The organism is Billgrantia lactosivorans, from assembly GCF_003254665.1.
GTDB classification, from domain to species: domain Bacteria; phylum Pseudomonadota; class Gammaproteobacteria; order Pseudomonadales; family Halomonadaceae; genus Halomonas; species Halomonas lactosivorans.
The window spans coordinates 1-17,188 of the sequence record NZ_QHGY01000022.1 but is presented as its reverse complement, the minus strand read 5'-3'; the positions used below and the strand labels follow the sequence as shown (position 1 = coordinate 17,188).

Below are 17,188 nucleotides of genomic sequence, written 5' to 3'. Positions count from 1 at the left end.
AGGCCTTCACCCGCATTCGCCTCGAGCACCTGAGAAGCGACGCCCTGACCTGCGCCGCCGAAAGCAACCTGCCCGAGCTGGCCCCGGGGGTCAAGTTCACCCTCACCGACCACGACCTCGACGAGCTCAACCGCGACTGGCAGGTGGTCAAGGTCACCCACCACGGCAGCCAGCCCCAGGCCCTGGAGGAGGACGGCATAGTGCTTCAAGAGAGCCAGGGTGATGCGGCGGGCCTTGGCCTGCGGGGTCGGGCAGGCTCGGAGGGCATGACCAAGTTCGACAACGAACTGATCCTCACCCCCGCCGACCGCGCCTGGCGCCCCAAGCCCAATCCCAAGCCCCGCGTCGACGGGCCGCAGATCGCCTTCGTCGTCGGCCCCGAGGGCGAGGAGATCTATTGCGACGAGCACGGCCGGGTCAAGGTGCAGTTCCCCTGGGATCGCTACGCCGAACCCAATGAGACCGCCAGCGCCTGGGTGCGCGTCTCCCAGGGCTGGGCCGGCGGTGGTTACGGCAGCATCGCCATCCCGCGGATCGGCCACGAGGTGGTGGTGTCGTTCCTCGAGGGCGACCCCGATCAGCCGCTGATCACCGGGCGCACCTACCACGCCGTCAACACGCCGCCCTACGCGCTGCCCGAGCACAAGACGCGCACCGTCATCCGCACCCAGAGCCACCAGGGCGAAGGCTTCAACGAACTTCGCTTCGAAGACCAGGCCGGCCAGGAGCAGATTTGGCTCCACGCCCAGAAGGACCTGGAGCTGCTGACCAACAATGACCGCACCGAAGAGATCGGCAACGACAGCTTCCTCACCGTGCACCACGACCGCATCGGCGAGATCCACGCCGGCGATCACCTGACGGTGCACGGCAGCCGCCACACCCAGGTCGACGGCGACGATCACCTGATCGTCGACGCCAGCCGTCACGAGAAATACGGCCGCGCCCAGCTGGTCGAAGCCGGCCAGGAGATCCACCACAAGGCGGGCATGAAGGTGGTGATCGAAGCCGGCGCCGAGATCACCCTCAAGGCCGGCGGCAGCTTCGTCAAGCTCGACCCCAGCGGCGTGACCATCGTCGGCACCCAGGTCAAGGTCAACTCCGGAGGCAGCCCCGGCTCAGGCTCCGGCCAGGCGGCCCAGGCACCGGCGCTGCCGCGAGAGGCGACCGGCGAATCGCACGAGGCCGTGGCACCTATTCAGCGCCGCGCCCAGCTCACATCGCTTTTAAAGGCGCCGGCCAGCTGTGAGATCTGCGAGGCAGGTAACGGCCAGGAGGGGGCATAAGTGGGCGAGCCGGGCCGTATCACACATGTGCTGGTGGATGGGGTGCGCTATCCCGATGCCCTCAGGCGGTTGTATTCGCGCGACGATCTCGTCGAGATTGTGCCGTTGTACCTGCTGACTCGTTTCAAGGACGTCGCGGCGGAAGGGCCGATTCTGGTGGCACCCAAAGGACGTCGTTTCGTCGACGAAATTCTTGCCGAGGGGGAGGGTGAGCTGACAAGAGCCATGTCACTGATCGCGAGTGCGGCGACCACCGAAGAACTGGTAGACCACCTGCTGGGTTTCGTGGAGATCGAGGTCGACGGGGCGCAGCGCCTGCTCAGATTCGCCGATCCGCTGGTGCTGAGACATTGGCTGGCGAGCTATGGCGAGAGTGCGCCGGCCGACGTGATGGGGCCGATCGACACCTGGCGAGTGGCGCAATGGGCGCCGGCCTGGAACAAGCATGAAGGCCCGGTTTGGAGAACGTTTGAGGTGGAGGCCGGCCAGGCACCTTCTGACGATCAGCTAGTGCGCTCACCCCATCACTTCGCCTCGCCGCAGCTCGACGCCCTGGACGCGGTGGCGCGTTGGCAGTTCAAGGAGCGCTTGGCGGAGTATTTCGAGCGCCATGCCGGTGAGGCCTGGTCAAGGCTGGCCGTAGAGAGAAGAGGCGATTGGCTGGAGTCGCGCCTGAATGAGAGCCTGGCCTGGGGGGCACAGACGGAGCGGCAACTCGCCATCTGGGTGGAACTGAGCCTGCACGGGGGGGCAGGCTTCATGACGGCTCCGACCGGTCCCTATGCTCGCTGGATGGCTCAAGATCCATCCCGTAGCAGGTTGCCCCAACAACAGCAGCTGTACGAGTTGGATGCCTGGTGTCGCTCGACCGAGGGGACCCAGGAGGCTAACAACGAGACAACAAGGAAGTCACACCATGTCTGATCGACAAGCCCAACAGGATGCGCGCGACGCCGAGTTCGGCGAGACTCCCTTCGGCGCCACCAGCATGTGCCCACTGTATCTCGAATGCGCCATCTTCCCGGTGCGCTATGCCATCGATGAGGCGTCGAGCGAGAGAGAGGAGGCCCAAGGGCCGCATCCCTTGGCCGAATCCTGGCAACGGCACGGCTACCCTGAGCTGCACACGCGCAGCTACACGCTGCGTCAACTCCGCGATGGCTGGCTCTACGTTTGGGATGAAATCGACCGAAACTTCCACGAGTATCGCATCGAGGGGCATCAGTTCACGCGGATTCCCTGGCCCGAAGACATCAACGAGACCCGACCCGATGAGCGCGAAGGCAACGGGGAGAGCAAACCCTACCTGCTGTACCCCTGCCGTAGCCGGATTTGGCTTGCCTACTCTCCCGCCCAGTGGACCTGGCGAATCTGCGAGCACATGCGCTCGAACGTGGATGCTCGCCGACGCTTCATGCGGCCGCTCAACATACGCTCGGCCATCGTAGACCCCGAGAACACCGCCCACGTAGGGCCACTGAACGAGCTGGGGCAGCACCTGGCCGACATCACCCCGCAGGGTGCGGTTAGCGACTTCGACTCGACCACGGTGATGACACGCACGCTCACCCAGGAGGAGCAGGAGGGAGAGGAAGAGACGGAAGATGTCTCCCTGGCGCATAAGCCCGAGATCGATCAGAACGCCGTGCTGGCCCAGGTACCCGACAAGGATCAGGCTCTCTTCGTCGCCCTGGACGATCCGCTGGGGATCGTCGACGACCTGACCATGAACCTGCTCGGGCGCGAAATGGAACTCGAGCATTTCACCGACGAGCATGGCCACAAGCTACAAACGGCACGGGTCGTACAGGAGCTGTGCCTGGTTGATATTGATGATCTGGTCGACGAGGAAGTTCGCCACGACCCAGAGCGCTACCGCGAGGCGATCGTCAAGACAGGAGAGCTGCTCGACGCCCTGGCCAGTATGGATCATGGATCGGACCACACTCTGGTCGCCAGGGAAATGCAGACCAGGCGGCTGCGCGAGGAGTTACGCGAGCTTGGCATGGCTAACCCGCCAGGCCGCAACAGTCCGCAGTACGAGGCATGGCATGCCAAGGAACATCCCCGCTTAGATGTGAAGCTCGATGAGGTCATCGACTGTCTCGCCGAGCATGGTCCGCGTCAGGAGCGCCTGCAGGCCCATATCGAGAATAGCCTGACCGACGTAATCGCCTGGCTGGAGCGGCTGCCCATATCGGCACAAGAGCTCTGCTTCGACACCTGTAGCCCCATACAGAGCCAAGCAATGCTTGAATTTGCCAGTTTGGTGATCGAAACATTGGGCATGAGCTCGGAGGGTCGGGTATGGCTGGACGGCACCTTCCGTGAGCGTGACTCGCTGATCGGCTTGGCGATGATGAACTTCGATCCGGCTTTTGCCGCGGCCATCGATACGATTTCCCAAAATTACATCCTGAGCGGTACCGCCGATGGCGAGCCTACGGAAAGCGGCATCTCAGCCTCCAGCACAGCAACTTTATTAAATGCAACCGTCGGTGTGCTCAAGCTGGAAAGCGTGCAAAACAGCAAAGCCTATCAGGAGCTGGCCCCTCACGTGAAGGAAGCCCTCGATACGCTTCGCGAGGTAGTTAATGGGCCATCGAGAAAGGCCTGGGAAACGATTGCCTACCAGTTTCTGCCTGCTTTGCGTGCGGGTGGACAAGTTTCCGTAGAACAGGCCGCAAAAGCGCTGTCTCATTCCATGTGGGTGGTTCTCGTGCATCCGGATCTGGCCACCTCGGAACTGGTGCTGGATCCCGAGTTCGAGGCCAAGCATAGGCAGTGGCGGGCGCAGGATCAATTGCTCGCCAGGCGAATTCGTGACGCCCGCAGGGTCAGCCAACGTCCTGGCTATAGCCCCCATGATCGCCGATCACAATTGCGAAACCTGGAGCAGCTCGAACAGCAGCGTCGGGAGCATGCGTATAACGAGCCAAAGCGTGTCACGGCCGCCATGAATGAGCCGGGCGGTCACAGCTTTCCAGGCAATCAGGCGCGCGCCGACAACCTCGGCAGCTTGGGCTACCGCGAACTGCGTGAACAGCATCGCCTCAAGCTACAAGGAGGTGCTCGTGCGGCCCGTCAGCACTTGAAGAGTGGCCTAGAGCGGCTGGGTGGCGGCTTGGCGCTATTGATTGCGGGCCTCAATCTTTACAACTTCATGGATGCAGTTCGCACCGCCCAAACGGAAGGGGTCAGCGAGGAGGAGCTGAGGAATCTTGGCATTACCGCAGGTTACGCCGCCGGTGCAGTAATGGCGATTTGGGTAATGCCGTTCTGGAATCGAGCAGCAAAAGAAGCTTTTAGACTTGATGGTAAGATGATTCGGCTTGCTGACGCTTCTATCAACGCGTGGAGCAAAGGTAATAGAGCCTCAGCGTCACGCTTAGCTGCTAAACTCGCTACCCGTGCGGCCGGTTTGGCGGCCATCGGGGCGATTTCCGCAGGACTGGAAACCTGGCAGATTTATCAGGACTATGGCAGGGCGACAAGTGGTATCGAGCGCTCGGCGCTTATGGTAAAGGGGCTTGCGACATTCTCCATGGGAGTGGCTGCAGGCGTTCAGCTTGCTGGAGCTATAGCGGGCAAATGGTTTGCCTTCGGCTGGATCATGGCGTCTTGGGCCACCATCACCCTGTTTACTGTGGGGGCAATCTACCTGCTGGCTTCCCATATCGCCGCCCGCTATAATCGCGAGGGTCCCCGCAGTTGGCTCTATAAGAGCACCTGGGGCAAGGCCGGCCCCGAGTGGCCGGATACTGACGAAGGGCGTAAGGACGAATGGCGAAACTTGATGGAGGTCTTGTTACAACCCTCCGTTAAACTGACGAACGTCGCTGACGTGGAGTTCGATTCATCATCAAGCTCCTACTGGGGAACCGGCAGCATCACAACCACTCATCAAGGCTTTTGGGTTCAATTGGCCTTACCCGCGGCGCTGGCTGGAGAAACCGTCAAGGTATCCGAACTTGCCGGGGGCGGCTTTTGGGCTCCGGCTAACAGCTTCGAAGCAAGCCTATTTCAACATGGGGTCAATCGAGAGGCTCTGCCCGCCGCCTCTCGTTATGAGGCATCGGACCTGCGCGTTTGGCAGGCCTGGATACCCGCCAGCGAGCAGGAAGAAGATGCATCTTTCACTCTGACGGTAGACTATTCCGAGTCGCTGCTCTCATCGCCCGAAGGCCGTTCAGACTTCACCTTCTACAAACCTCGCGCCGCAAGCGGCAAGAAGGAGATCGAGCCAAATAGCGAGGAAGGTCGGGGCATCAGAGTGCCAGCCCGCCTCGAACTCATGGTGCCTCTTACCCCTGAAGAGCAAGGATAAGGTCATGTGGTTTATCCAACCCAAGCAGGACTATGTAGCCCTGATGCCCTGGAAGCACGCCGATGAGCCGGCAGTCATGAGCTGGCAGATTCGAGCACGGGACTATAACACTTTCGTTGCCAACATTCTTTTCTCAATTTTGGCAGCTATTTTTTTTTCCATAAGTGTATTGTTCGGGTTCGCTTGGGATTTTGAATCTATGTCGGCGAGTCTCTTAATGACTGGTGTAGCTTTTTTAATAAGTCTGCTAATAACCATGAGCATGACTCATCAAACCACTATCATCGTCTACCGCTTTACGGAGACGAGCGCCGAAGTCTGTTCGTGGAAGCCACAAATCGACTCCGTCAAGCCGGTATTGAAGTGGCTGTCGATCATTCTTTTACCGATAGTGGGGGTTGTTATCCTGATGGACCCAGGGTTGGCCATTACCGCCATCGGCCCGCTCGGCATCGGCTTGATGGCCTGGATGATGGGGTCGTCGGATGAGTACCAAAGGATGCAACGAAACAGTCGGCATGATGAGATGGAGTGGAAAAAAACGGAGATCATAAGGGTATGGAGAAAGCGTAATATCATTTCATTGACCTATCAATGGAAGCCCTACAGCAAGAACTCTCGATACAGGCCGCTTACCCACCTTGTTTATTGCCATGGCGATGAGCTTGAAAAGAGGATTCAATTCTTCAGAAAGCACCTCCCCAATGCGAAATACGAAGAGGGAAAAATCGATATCTGAGGGGCTGTAGCTGTGGTGGGCTACAGCAGAACCTCAGGTTCGAATAGCATAGTTATGCCTTCAAGCGAGCCGTTTATTTTGGCGGGGCTGTAGCGAGGTGCCCGAGGGTCGTTCGAACGTCACCTAAGATCATCCGTCTGCGTGAGCCGCAGCGATCGAGTCAAACATCGGGCCTTCATAAGGCCCTGCCCCGCTGTTGCCTGTAACAGCGCCGCAGGGCGAAAAGCGTCAGATATCAGGACAAACGTCAAGCGTCTTTCCCGGCGGTAGCGTGGGGTTCATGCGTAGCTTTGGCATTAACACGGGTACCATGAAATGCAGGAAGGTCCATGACCACTACAGCCAAGGAACAGGAAGCGCCCGCCATGGCGCTGCGCGCCGGCGAGCATCTGACACGCGGCCCCAACGAGCTCTATGCCTTGAGCCCCCGGCCCATCCCCCTGGGGTCCACGGCGGGCAGCGGGGCGGATATCGGCCGGCTGGTCCATCGCCGCGACGAGGCGACGCTGGATCTGCTGCTTAACGTCAGCCGCAACGGCATGCTGGCATTGGGAGGGGCGGCAGTTTGGGTGATGCTCTTTTTTATTTTTGTCTGGGCCTCAGCTGTCTTTATGGTCTTTTATGGCGGCTTTACCTGGGGCGATGCGCTGGGTATCTGGGGGGGGGGCGCCTATGCGGGCCTGCTGTTCTTCGGGGCGCTGCTCGTTATCCCCGATCTCTTTATCCGCGGTTCCGCCCCGGTGCGCTTCCATCGTCAGCGCCGCGAAGTGGCCTTCGTGGTGGAACGCCCCGGGCGAAAGGTTTTCTTGCCGGCCCCCAGCGCGCACCTGATGTATGGCTTCTGGTTTGCGCTGTTTGCAAGTAGTGGCTTTTTAACATTGGTCAGTTTCGGTGGACTCGGAGGCGAGATGCATATGTTCGATCGCCAGGGTATTGCGCTGATGGCGACTGCTCACCTGGTAATATTGCCTGCTCTGGCCATCGGTTATGTCCTCTTCTACCGCTGGGTGCGGTGCCTGGCCGGCTGGCGCAAGGAGACCGTCTTCGTTCCCTGGGAAGACGTGGTGGCGGTGGCGACCCGCAACATGGCCGTCACCGTCGGTGGGCCGGCGGGGTTGGGCTGGGAACTGCACATCCTGCCGCCGGACCCCGAGCGGCCGGGCTACAGCCTGGCCGGGGCCGGTGTCTCGGCCGGCATGACCGGCCTGCAGATGGCGATGATGCAATGGGAGCTGATCCGTCGCTATATGGAAGAGGGCCCCGAGGCGGCACCCGAACGCGCCGACGACTACAGCGTGGCCTGGTACAAGGAAGAGATGGCCCGGCAACGGAAGCGCCATGAGCGGGAGGGCAAGCCGTTCTGGCGCTACCGCCTCAAGTGCTGGATGGAACTGGCCTACTTCGCCAGTTGGTACACCGAGTACCGCGTCAAGCATGTGCTGCCCAAGGCCAGCCCCAAGGGCTGGGTACAGGAGTGGTCCCAACCGCTTCCCGAATCCGAATGGGCCAGGCCCTCGGCGGCACTCACCGAACTGACCCGTCAGGTAGAGGCCGCCTACGAGCGTGGCGAGACCTTCCTCGATCTGGGGCCGGTTGAAGAACGCTTCGGGCAACCCAGTGCCGGCGAGGCGCCGAAGGCGGCCTATCCCAGTGCGCCCTGGCCTGCCTGATGTGCAAGGTGTGGTGGCCTGAGTGTTGCCCAGACAATGAAAAGCCCGGCCTGGCGGCCGGGCTGGAGCTTCGCTTCCTTACATCCTTCTCGGGCATCCTTCCACCCCGAGCATCCTTGGATATCGAGCCTTCCTGACTCGGTCGTCCCTGGCTGAGCCTCCTTGCCCAGTACGGCTTCATTCTGCCAACAGGACATGACTTGCGCGTTAACCTGTAGCAAGTCAGGCGTATTCACCTCGTTTACGCTTCACTTCCATTGGATGTTGCAACCGATGGAGGGCTTCTGCTTGGCATCCTTGCCTGCCCGGACAGTACCGCATGGGTGTGAGGCCTCCTGTCCGCTGGTATGGATTACTGGTTGAGGGCTCGATCCAGCAACAGCAGCGCGGATTGCCAGGAGGAGGCGTCGGCGGCGGCGTTGTAGCCAACCGGCAAGTTGAATTCCTTGCTCATTGCGTCGGCGCCGGGGTTGGTGAAGCCATGAAGTGCCTGGGGGTATGTGATGACATCGACCTCGGCACCTTGCGCCTCGAGCGCACGCGCCATGGCCGACAGGTCGTTACGCTCGACGAGCGAGTCTGCGCCGCCATTGTGAATCTGCACCGCCCCATCGAACTCCCCGCGGGCGGAGGCTGCCAGCGAGGGATCGCCGTGGAAGCTGATGGCGGCCTCGAGCGGCATACCGGAGAGCGCCATGTTCATCACCACGCTACCGCCGAAGCAGTAGCCGATGGCCGCCATGCCGGTATCCGCCACGGCAGGATGCTGGCGCAGCTGGGTCATGGCCGCTTCAAACCTGGCGCGCGCGGCTGGCCAATCCTGCATGACTTGCGAGGAGAACCCCCCCGCTTCATCGGGGTGCGTGGCAACCTGGCCACCGCCATACATGTCCACCGCCAATGCCACGAAACCCAACGCGGCGAGCTGGTCGGCACGTGCACGGGCATAATCGTCGAGCCCCCACCACTCGTGCACCACCAGCACTGCCGGCCGTGGTCGCTCGTCGTTGACGTTGCGCGCCAGGTAGCCCTGGTAGGTTTCGCCGCCGGTGGAATACTCGAAGCTCTCGCCTTCGACGCGTGGCCCCCATGCAGTGACGAATGCCGTCTCGGACTCCATTTCGAGCTCTGGCGGTAGGTTGACCTCCTGGGCCATAGCCGAGCCTGCCACCATTCCAGTTGTCAGGCACAGGAGCGAGAACAGTGTGCGCATATGAAGCTCTCCTTGCTCATTTTTCTTTGTCGGGTCTGGGGAGGCAGATGGGCCGTCTTCTCCTAACATAGCCGCCTGCGGGGATATCTGCCGCGGCAGCGAGTGGCAACGGTGGTGCGAGGGCTTCGGTTTGCTCTGCCCCGGCTGGCCTGACGCGGTGCCCGGCCTGCGTGGCCGGCGGTTGGGAAAGTCAGCGGGGCGCAACGAAAAACCCGGCCTTGCGGCCGGGCTGTATCTTCGCTTCCTTACTTCCGCCTCGAGCTCCTTTCCGCTCGAGCTTCCCTGGATACGAGTCATCCTGACTCGGTCGTCCCTGGCTGAGCCTCCGTGCTCAGTACGCCTCCACTGTGCCGACTTCGGCAGGCCGCCGACGTTAACCTGGGTCAAGAATCGTGTAAGACATTGTCGATTAATTTTGTAAGAAATTGCTTACACGGTGGCGAGGTTGTGGATCGCCGCTGCGCCTTTGGCCTGCCGGCTCAGCTCCCGAACGGCAGCACCGCGGCGTATACCGCGAAGTAGTGGCAGGTACTGCCACCCAGCACGAACAGGTGCCAGATGGCGTGGTTGAAGGGGATCACGCTGAGGGCGAAGAAGATCACGCCCAGGGTGTAGGTGATACCGCCGGCGGCGAGCAGGGCGATGCCGGCGGTGGGCAGGCTGGCGCTCAGCTCGTCGCTGGCGAACACGATCAGCCAGCCCATGACCAGATAGATCGCCACCCGCAATACGCTGAAGCGGTGGGGCCAGGCGAGCTTGCAGGCGATGCCGGCCAGCGCCAGGCTCCAGACGATGGCGAACAGCGTCCAGCCGGTGGTGCTGCGCATGTTGACCAGCAGGAAGGGCGTGTAGGTGCCGGCGATCAGCAGGTAGATGGCGCAGTGGTCCAGGTGCTGGAACATGCGCTTGAGCCGCGGGTGGCGAACTCCGTGGTAGAGGGTCGAGGCGGTATAGAGAAGCACCAGGGTCACGCCGTAGAGGCTGATGCCGACGATCTTCCACGGGTCCACGTGGGCCGCCATGCTGGCCAGTACCAGCAGCACGATCACGCCGGCCAGGCTCAGCGCCGCGCCGATGCCGTGGCTGATGCTGTTGAGCAGCTCCTCGACGAGGTGGTGGCGATGGCCGCCTGAGCTTCCGGTGGGTGGCATGGGCGTCTCCGTCAGGGCGCCCCGATGCCATCTCGGCTCAGGGCTTGCGTTCGATATCCACGTCGCTGGCCTGGGTGAAGTCGCCCAGCGCCATCATGTGGCCCAGCTTGCCGGCCTTGGTGGAGAGATAGTGCTCGTTATGAGGATTGAGACCCGTGGTCAGGGGTACGCGTTCCGCGATGGCGATGCCCTCCTTGGTCAAGGCATCGACCTTGCGCGGGTTGTTGGTCATCAGCCGCATACCGTTGACGCCCAGGTGCGCGAGCATCGGCACGCAGAGGTCGTAGCGGCGCAGGTCGGCGCCGAAGCCGAGGCGCTCGTTGGCTTCCACGGTGTCAGCCCCCTGATCCTGCAGGTGATAGGCGCGGATCTTGTTGAGCAGGCCGATGCCGCGGCCCTCCTGGCGCAGGTAGAGCAGCACGCCACGCCCTTCGTCGGCGATGCGCTTGAGCGCCTCCTGCAGCTGGTAGCCGCAGTCGCAGCGCATGGAGAACAGGGCGTCGCCGGTCAGGCACTCCGAATGCACCCGGCCGAGCACCGGCTCGCCGTCGGCCACGTCGCCCAGGGTCAGGGCGATATGATCCTTGCCGGTGGCCTCGTCCTCGAAGCCGTGCATGGTGAAGGTGGCCCAGGGGGTGGGCAGCCGGGAGGCGGCGATGAATCGAATGGTCACGGGGTACCTCGGTCAAGACCACGGCGATGCCGGAAGTGAATCCCGCATTCTATCAGGAACGCCGGCCCGGCTCACGATTGTGCGGCGCTGGCGAACTTGGCCCGGGTCAAGCCGAGCGAAAAATGATGCGCTACAATAGGCCGACATTTCCTGTGGATGATTGACTGCATGGATCTCAAGAACGATCGCTTTCTGCGCGCCCTGATGCGTCAGCCGGTGGACCGCACGCCGGTATGGATGATGCGCCAGGCCGGTCGCTACCTGCCGGAGTACCGCGCCACCCGCGCCGAAGCCGGTGACTTCATGGACCTGTGCCGCAACCACGAGCTGGCCTGCGAGGTGACGCTGCAGCCGCTGGAGCGCTACCCGCTGGATGCCGCCATCCTGTTCTCCGATATCCTCACCATCCCCGACGCCATGGGGCTGGGCCTCTACTTCGAGACGGGCGAGGGGCCCAAGTTCCGCAAGCCGGTGCGCAGCGCCGAGGACGTCGCGGCGCTCGCTCTGCCCGATGCCGAGCGCGACCTCGACTACGTCATGCGCGCGGTGTCGACCATTCGCCGCGAACTCAACGGCCGGGTGCCGCTGATCGGCTTCTCGGGCAGTCCCTGGACGCTGGCCACCTACATGGTGGAAGGCAGTTCGAGCAAGGACTTCCGCCACGTGAAGACCATGCTCTACGACACGCCCAGCGTGATGCACGACCTGCTCGATACCCTGGCCAGCGCGGTGACCGACTACCTCAACGCGCAGATCCGCGCCGGCGCCCAGGCGGTGCAGATCTTCGACACCTGGGGCGGGGTGCTCTCCACGCCGGCCTACCTGGAGTTCTCGCTGCGCTACATGGAGCAGATCGTCGCCGGGCTGATCCGTGAGCACGAGGGTAAGCGCGTGCCGGTGATCCTGTTCACCAAGAACGGCGGCCAGTGGCTCGAGGACATCACCCTGGCGGGGCCGGATGCCGTGGGCATCGACTGGACCACCGAGCTTTCCGATGCCCGCGCCCGGGTCGGTCACAAGGTGGCGCTGCAGGGCAACCTCGATCCCAACGTGCTGTTCGCCCGCCCGGCGGCCATTCGTGCCGAGGTGGCGCGTATCCTCGACAGCTACGGCCACGGGCCGGGCCACGTGTTCAACCTGGGCCACGGCATCAGCCAGTTCACCGACCCGGACAATGTCACTGCCTTCATGGAGGCGCTGCACGAGTTGAGCCCGCGCTACCACCGTGCCATCCAGTACCAGAATGCCTGAGGCCGGTTGGCTCCGGCGGCTGGCCTGGGGTTTGGAGAGAAAGCGGCACCGCCTGTGGGCGGTGCTGGCCGTGCTGGCGGCCGTGGCCATCGCGGTAGGCAGCCTGACCCCGGGCGACGAGATGCCCAGCCGCTTGCCGTGGGACAAGCTCAACCATTTCGTCGGCTATGCCGGGCTGGCGGGGCTGGCCGGCCTTTCCGGGCTGCCGCTGGGGCGCACCTTCATCGTCGTCACGCTCTACGGCATCTGCATCGAGTTCCTGCAGGTCCCGGTACCGGGGCGCAGCGGCGGCGACTGGGCCGACATCCTGGCCAATAGCCTGGGGGCGGCCGCGGCCGTGTTAACCCTGGCCGGTGCGCGTCGCTTCCTGCTGCGACCCTAGCCAGGCAGGACTGATAAGCCATACGGCGAGGCCCCGTCATCGAGGGATGGCGGGGCCTCGCTGCGTCTGGGCGGCTATTGGCTCATGTCTTGCTGGCTCACTGAACTTCGGCACGCTCGATGACCACGGGCTCGCGCGGCACGTCCTGGAACGGGCCGCGGCTGCCGGTGGGAACCCGCTTGATGGCATCGACCACGTCCATGCCTTCCACCACGCGACCGAACACCGCATAGCCCCAGGCCTGGCCGGAATGGGTGCCCTGATGGTCGAGGAAGCGGTTGTCGTTGACGTTGATGAAGAACTGCGAGGTGGCCGAGTGCGGATCGCCGGTACGTGCCATGGCCAGGGTGCCGCGCTCGTTGCGCAGGCCATTGTCGGCCTCGTTGGTGATCGGTGCGCGGGTCGGCTTCTGGGTGAATTCCTGGTCGAAGCCACCGCCCTGGATCATGAAGCCGTCGATCACGCGATGGAACAGGGTGCCATCGTAGTGACCTTCCTGCACGTAGGTGAGGAAGTTGTTGACGCTCTCGGGCGCCTGCTCCTGGAACAGCTCGATGGCGATGGGGCCGTGGTTGGTGTGCAGCACCACGTCGGCGGCGTCGGCATGGGCGGCGGCCAGCGGCAGGCTGGCCGCGGCGAGCAGGGAGAGCAGGGTTCGCTTCGGCACGGGAGGCTCCTGTAGGGCGAGGTGACAACGATGCGCCTAGCTTACGTTCAGTTGCACCCGCTGTCAGGCCCTCGCCGCGCGATTCGGGGCGCGACATCCGGCCACGCCCGATTGTTTGACCTGGATCACAACCCGCCCGTGAAAAGAAGTATCTGGTATGGTCTTTTTGCCGCTTTGGTCGGACCATTCGCTCATGCCGGCCGAGGCTGCCCCTTTCCCAGTGCTTGAACGCCTCGGTCACGAACCAGGCTCAATGCTCGGCAGGCGTCCATGGCGCCGTCGTCGGGAAGGCGGGAGGTGTCGGCCCATGGTGGCGGAACTCGGTAACTTTGCCCTTGTCCTGGCGCTGTGCCTGGCTCTGGCCCAGAGCGTGCTGCCGCTGCTCGGCGCCCGGCTCGGCGATGCCCGCCTGATGCGCAGCGCCCGCTCCCTGGCCGCCGGCCAGTTCGTGTTCCTCTCGCTCTCGCTCGCCGTGCTGGCCTGGGCCTTCGTCGCCGGCGACTTCACCGTGCGCTACGTCGCCGGCCATTCCAGCCTCGAGCAGCCGCTCATCTATCGGCTCACGGCGGTGTGGGGCGGCCACGAGGGTTCGCTGCTGCTGTGGGTCTTCCTGCTGGGCGCGTGGGGGGCCGCGGTGGCCGGTTTCAGCCAGTCGCTGCCCCGCGAGATGCTGGCCCGGGTGCTGGCCGTGCTGGGCATGGTCGGGGTGGGCTTCATCGCTTTCACGCTGTTCACTTCCAACCCGTTCGAGCGCATCGTGCCGGGCCCCGGGGAGGGCCGCGGCATGAACCCGCTGCTTCAGGACCCCGGCATGATCCTGCACCCGCCGCTGCTCTACATGGGCTACGTGGGCACCGCCGTGGTCTTCGCCTTCGCCATGGCCGCCCTTCTCGGTGGCCGCCTCGACCCTGCCTGGGCGCGCTGGTCGCGCCCCTGGACCACGCTGGCCTGGGTCTTCCTCACCTTGGGCATCGCGGTAGGCGCCTGGTGGGCCTACTACGAGCTGGGCTGGGGCGGCTGGTGGTTCTGGGACCCGGTGGAGAACGCCTCCTTCCTGCCCTGGCTCACCGCCACCGCATTGCTGCACTCCCTGGCGGTGACCGAGAAGCGCGGCGGCTTCAAGGTCTGGACCCTGCTGCTGGCCATCGTCACCTTCGCCCTGACCGTGCTCGGCGCCTTCATCGTGCGCTCGGGGGTGATCACCTCGGTGCACGCCTTCGCCACCGACCCGGAGCGCGGCGTGTTCCTGCTCGGGCTGCTCACCCTGACCCTGTTCGGCTCGCTGACCGTCTACGCCTGGCGGGCGCCGCGGGTGGGGCTCGGCGGCGGCTTCGCCTGGTGCTCGCGCGAATCGCTGCTGCTGGCCAACAACGTGCTGCTGACGGTGGCCTGCGTGGCGGTGTTCATCGGCACCCTCTACCCGCTGGCGCTGGACGCCCTCGGCCTGGGCAAGATCTCGGTGGGGCCGCCCTATTTCGATGCGGTGTTCGCCCCACTGATGCTGCCGCTGCTGCTGCTGGTCGGCCTCGGACCGGCGGTAGCCTGGAAGCAGGCGAATCCGGGGGAGGCCTTCCGCCAGCTGCGCTGGGTACTCTTGATCAGTGTGGTGGCCGGTGGGCTGTGGCCGCTCAGCCTGGGGGCCTGGCACCCGCTGACGGCCCTTTCGCTGATGCTGGCGTGTTGGATCGTGCTCACCGCGCTGCTCGACATCAGGAAGCGCCTGGGCTCGGCGCGGCAGCCGCTCGTCGCGCGGTTGCGCAAGGCCATGCGACCGAGCTTCCTCGGCATGCACCTGGCTCATGGGGGGCTGGCGCTGGTGGTGGTGGCGATCGCCATGGTCAACACCTACGAGGTCGAGCGCGACGTGCGCCTGGCCCCGGGACAGAGCGCCTCGGCGGCGGGCTACGATTTCACCCTGCAGCGCATGGAGCGCATTCGCGGGCCCAACTGGGAAGCCGACCAGGCGGTGGTCGAGGTCGCCCGCGAGGGCCGGCCGGTCGCGCGGCTCACGCCGCAGCGACGCTACTACGACACACATGCCGAGATGCCGATGAATCAGGCCTCGCTTGACCGCGCGCCGACCCGTGACGTCTACGTCTCGCTGGGTGAGCGACTCGACGGCGGCGCCTGGAGCTTCCGTCTCTACTACAAGCCCTACATGGCCTGGATGTGGTGCGGTGGCCTCCTGCTCGCCCTGGGTGGCCTGCTGGCCGCCGGCGACAAGCGTTATCGCCTGGCCGCAAGCCGTGCCGCCCGGCTCATGCCGGGGCCGGCGACCGGGCAACCTCGGGAGGTGGCGAGCCGATGAAACTGCGCTTGTTGATACCGCTGGTGGCCACGGCCGCCCTGCTCGGGCTGCTGTTCCTGGGCCTGGGACAGAATTCTCGCGATCTGCCCTCGCCGCTGGTGGGCAAGCCGGCCCCGCCGTTCGCGCTGGAGGCGCTGGAAGATGCCGAGGTCATCCTGACCGAGCAGGATTTCATCGGCGAGGTGGCGCTGGTCAACGTCTGGGCCACCTGGTGCAGCACCTGCCGCTCGGAGAAGCCGCTGCTGATGGAGCTGGCCCGCGGCGGCATTCCCATTCACGCCTTCAACTATCGCGACGAGCGCGATGCGGCGCTGCGTTACCTCAGCGTCAGCGACAACCCCTACCGCACCATCGCCTACGACCCCGTGGGCGATGCCGGCATCGACTGGGGCGTCTACGCCACGCCGGAAACCTACGTGCTCGATGCCGAGGGGGTGATCCGCTACAAGCGTATCGGGCCGCTGACACGCCAACTGCTGCTCGACGAGGTGCTGCCCCTGATCGAGCGACTGAGAGCGGAGACTCCACGCGCCGAGCGGCGCGCCCGCCAGGCCAAAAGGATCGCGCCATCATGATGTCCCGCCTGCTTATCCTGCCGCTCGCCTGGCTGCTGCCCACCGGGCTCGCCATGGCGCTGGCCATCGGTCAGCCGCTGGAGTTCTCCAGCGAGGCACAGCGGCGCCAGTACGACAGCCTGGTGCGCGAGCTGCGCTGCACGGTGTGCCAGAGCGAGACCATCCACGAATCCAACGCCGAGCTCGCTGCCGACATGCGTCGCCGGGTCTACGACATGACCCTGGCGGGGCATGACGCCGATGCGATCGTCGACTTCATGGTCCAGCGCTACGGCGACTACGTGCGCTATCGCCCGCCGCTGCAGGCCAATACCTTGCTGCTGTGGGCCAGCCCCGCGCTGCTGCTGCTGGGTGGCGGCGTGGTCTGGTGGCGCGTCGTGGCGGGCCGCCGAGGCGGGGTGGGGCGAGCCGAGTTCACCGCCGCAGAGCGCGCCATGCTCGACCGGCTGCGCCAGGGCGAAGACGCCGGGAGGCCACAATGAACGGACTGTTCCTGCTGTTGGCCATGAGCCTGTGCGCGATGGCGCTGGGCTTCGTGCTCGTCCCGCTGCTGCGCGCCCCGCGCGCCGAGGCGGCCCGGTCGCGGCGGGCGAGCAACCTGGCGGTACACCGCGACCGGGTGCGCGAACTCGAACAGGACCTGGCGGCGGGGACCCTGACCCGGGCCCAGCACGACAGCGCCCTGGCCGACCTCGAGCGCGAGCTGCTCGACAGTGGCGCCATCGATGCCGACGAGTGGACGGCCAGCGCAGGGCGCGCCTCGCGGCGCGCCCCGCTGGTGGCGGCTTGTGCCAGTGTGGCGCTGCTGCCGTTCCTGGCCACCGGCCTGTACCTGACGGTCGGTCACGCCGAGGAGGTCTTTGCGGCGGGCACGCCGCCGCCCGTCGCGCCCGACGCCGAGCCACGCGACGAGGCCGACCTGCAGCGCGAGTTCCGCCACCTGGCG

General features: G+C 64.4%; 15 protein-coding genes. 11 read left to right on the top strand and 4 right to left on the bottom strand.

The features are described 5' to 3' along the window. From tssI to DIS04_RS19990, 5 genes are all read left to right on the top strand, one after another. The coding region (gene tssI, locus DIS04_RS20010; protein ID WP_162623132.1) for a type VI secretion system tip protein TssI/VgrG at positions 1 to 1,286 on the top strand (1,286 nt) is incomplete at its 5' end. Next, positions 1,287 to 2,210 (top strand): DUF4123 domain-containing protein, encoded by a 924-nt coding sequence (locus DIS04_RS20005; protein ID WP_111415553.1) that lies wholly within the window; start codon positions 1,287 to 1,289, stop codon positions 2,208 to 2,210. Then, entirely contained in the window at positions 2,203 to 5,613 is a 3,411-nt protein-coding gene (locus DIS04_RS20000; RefSeq protein WP_111415552.1) for a T6SS effector BTH_I2691 family protein, read from the top strand. The genes DIS04_RS20005 and DIS04_RS20000 overlap by 8 nt, the downstream gene beginning before the upstream one ends. A gap of 4 nt (positions 5,614 to 5,617) precedes the next feature. Continuing rightward, positions 5,618 to 6,352, top strand: a complete 735-nt coding sequence (locus DIS04_RS19995) for a hypothetical protein (RefSeq protein WP_111415551.1) — start codon at positions 5,618 to 5,620, stop codon at positions 6,350 to 6,352. A 365-nt stretch (positions 6,353 to 6,717) separates the two neighbouring features. Beyond that, positions 6,718 to 8,022 carry a hypothetical protein gene (locus tag DIS04_RS19990; RefSeq protein ID WP_162623131.1) on the top strand — a complete coding sequence of 435 codons (1,305 nt, stop codon included), beginning with the start codon at positions 6,718 to 6,720 and terminating at the stop codon, positions 8,020 to 8,022. Between the two features lie 352 nt (positions 8,023 to 8,374). On the opposite strand, the gene DIS04_RS19985 is transcribed toward DIS04_RS19990, so the two are convergent. The 3 genes from DIS04_RS19985 to ribA form a co-directional block, all read right to left on the bottom strand. Beyond that, positions 8,375 to 9,235, bottom strand: coding sequence for a dienelactone hydrolase family protein (locus tag DIS04_RS19985; RefSeq protein WP_111415549.1), 861 nt, complete (start codon positions 9,233 to 9,235; stop codon positions 8,375 to 8,377). Positions 9,236 to 9,714: 479 nt separating this feature from the next. After that, positions 9,715 to 10,386 (bottom strand): PAQR family membrane homeostasis protein TrhA, encoded by a 672-nt coding sequence (gene trhA / locus DIS04_RS19980; protein ID WP_111415548.1) that lies wholly within the window; start codon positions 10,384 to 10,386, stop codon positions 9,715 to 9,717. A 37-nt stretch (positions 10,387 to 10,423) separates the two neighbouring features. Next, positions 10,424 to 11,059, bottom strand: a complete 636-nt coding sequence (gene ribA, locus DIS04_RS19975) for a GTP cyclohydrolase II (protein ID WP_111415547.1) — start codon at positions 11,057 to 11,059, stop codon at positions 10,424 to 10,426. 168 nt (positions 11,060 to 11,227) lie between these two features. Between ribA and hemE the strand changes: the two genes are divergently transcribed. Together hemE and DIS04_RS19965 are read left to right on the top strand one after the other, a co-directional pair. Beyond that, the gene (hemE, locus tag DIS04_RS19970) at positions 11,228 to 12,310 is read left to right on the top strand and encodes a uroporphyrinogen decarboxylase (RefSeq protein WP_111415546.1); all 1,083 of its coding nucleotides are present in this window, start codon (positions 11,228 to 11,230) and stop codon (positions 12,308 to 12,310) included. Continuing rightward, positions 12,303 to 12,692, top strand: coding sequence for a VanZ family protein (locus tag DIS04_RS19965; protein WP_111415545.1), 390 nt, complete (start codon positions 12,303 to 12,305; stop codon positions 12,690 to 12,692). The genes hemE and DIS04_RS19965 overlap by 8 nt, the downstream gene beginning before the upstream one ends. 97 nt (positions 12,693 to 12,789) lie before the next feature. On the opposite strand, the gene DIS04_RS19960 is transcribed toward DIS04_RS19965, so the two are convergent. Then, complete coding sequence (locus DIS04_RS19960; RefSeq protein ID WP_111415555.1) at positions 12,790 to 13,311, bottom strand: peptidylprolyl isomerase; 522 nt, start codon at positions 13,309 to 13,311, stop codon at positions 12,790 to 12,792. 355 nt (positions 13,312 to 13,666) lie between these two features. Between DIS04_RS19960 and DIS04_RS19955 the strand changes: the two genes are divergently transcribed. The 4 genes from DIS04_RS19955 to ccmI form a co-directional block, all read left to right on the top strand. Next, complete coding sequence (locus DIS04_RS19955; RefSeq protein ID WP_111415544.1) at positions 13,667 to 15,667, top strand: heme lyase CcmF/NrfE family subunit; 2,001 nt, start codon at positions 13,667 to 13,669, stop codon at positions 15,665 to 15,667. Then, positions 15,664 to 16,242 carry a DsbE family thiol:disulfide interchange protein gene (locus DIS04_RS19950; RefSeq protein ID WP_111415543.1) on the top strand — a complete coding sequence of 193 codons (579 nt, stop codon included), beginning with the start codon at positions 15,664 to 15,666 and terminating at the stop codon, positions 16,240 to 16,242. Before DIS04_RS19955 ends, DIS04_RS19950 begins: the two co-directional genes overlap by 4 nt. Then, positions 16,242 to 16,724, top strand: a complete 483-nt coding sequence (locus tag DIS04_RS19945; RefSeq protein WP_245904650.1) for a cytochrome c-type biogenesis protein — start codon at positions 16,242 to 16,244, stop codon at positions 16,722 to 16,724. Before DIS04_RS19950 ends, DIS04_RS19945 begins: the two co-directional genes overlap by 1 nt. After that, positions 16,721 to 17,188, top strand: a 468-nt coding sequence (ccmI, locus tag DIS04_RS19940; RefSeq protein ID WP_111415554.1) for a c-type cytochrome biogenesis protein CcmI, incomplete at its 3' end; no start/stop codon positions are given. The genes DIS04_RS19945 and ccmI, both read left to right, overlap by 4 nt.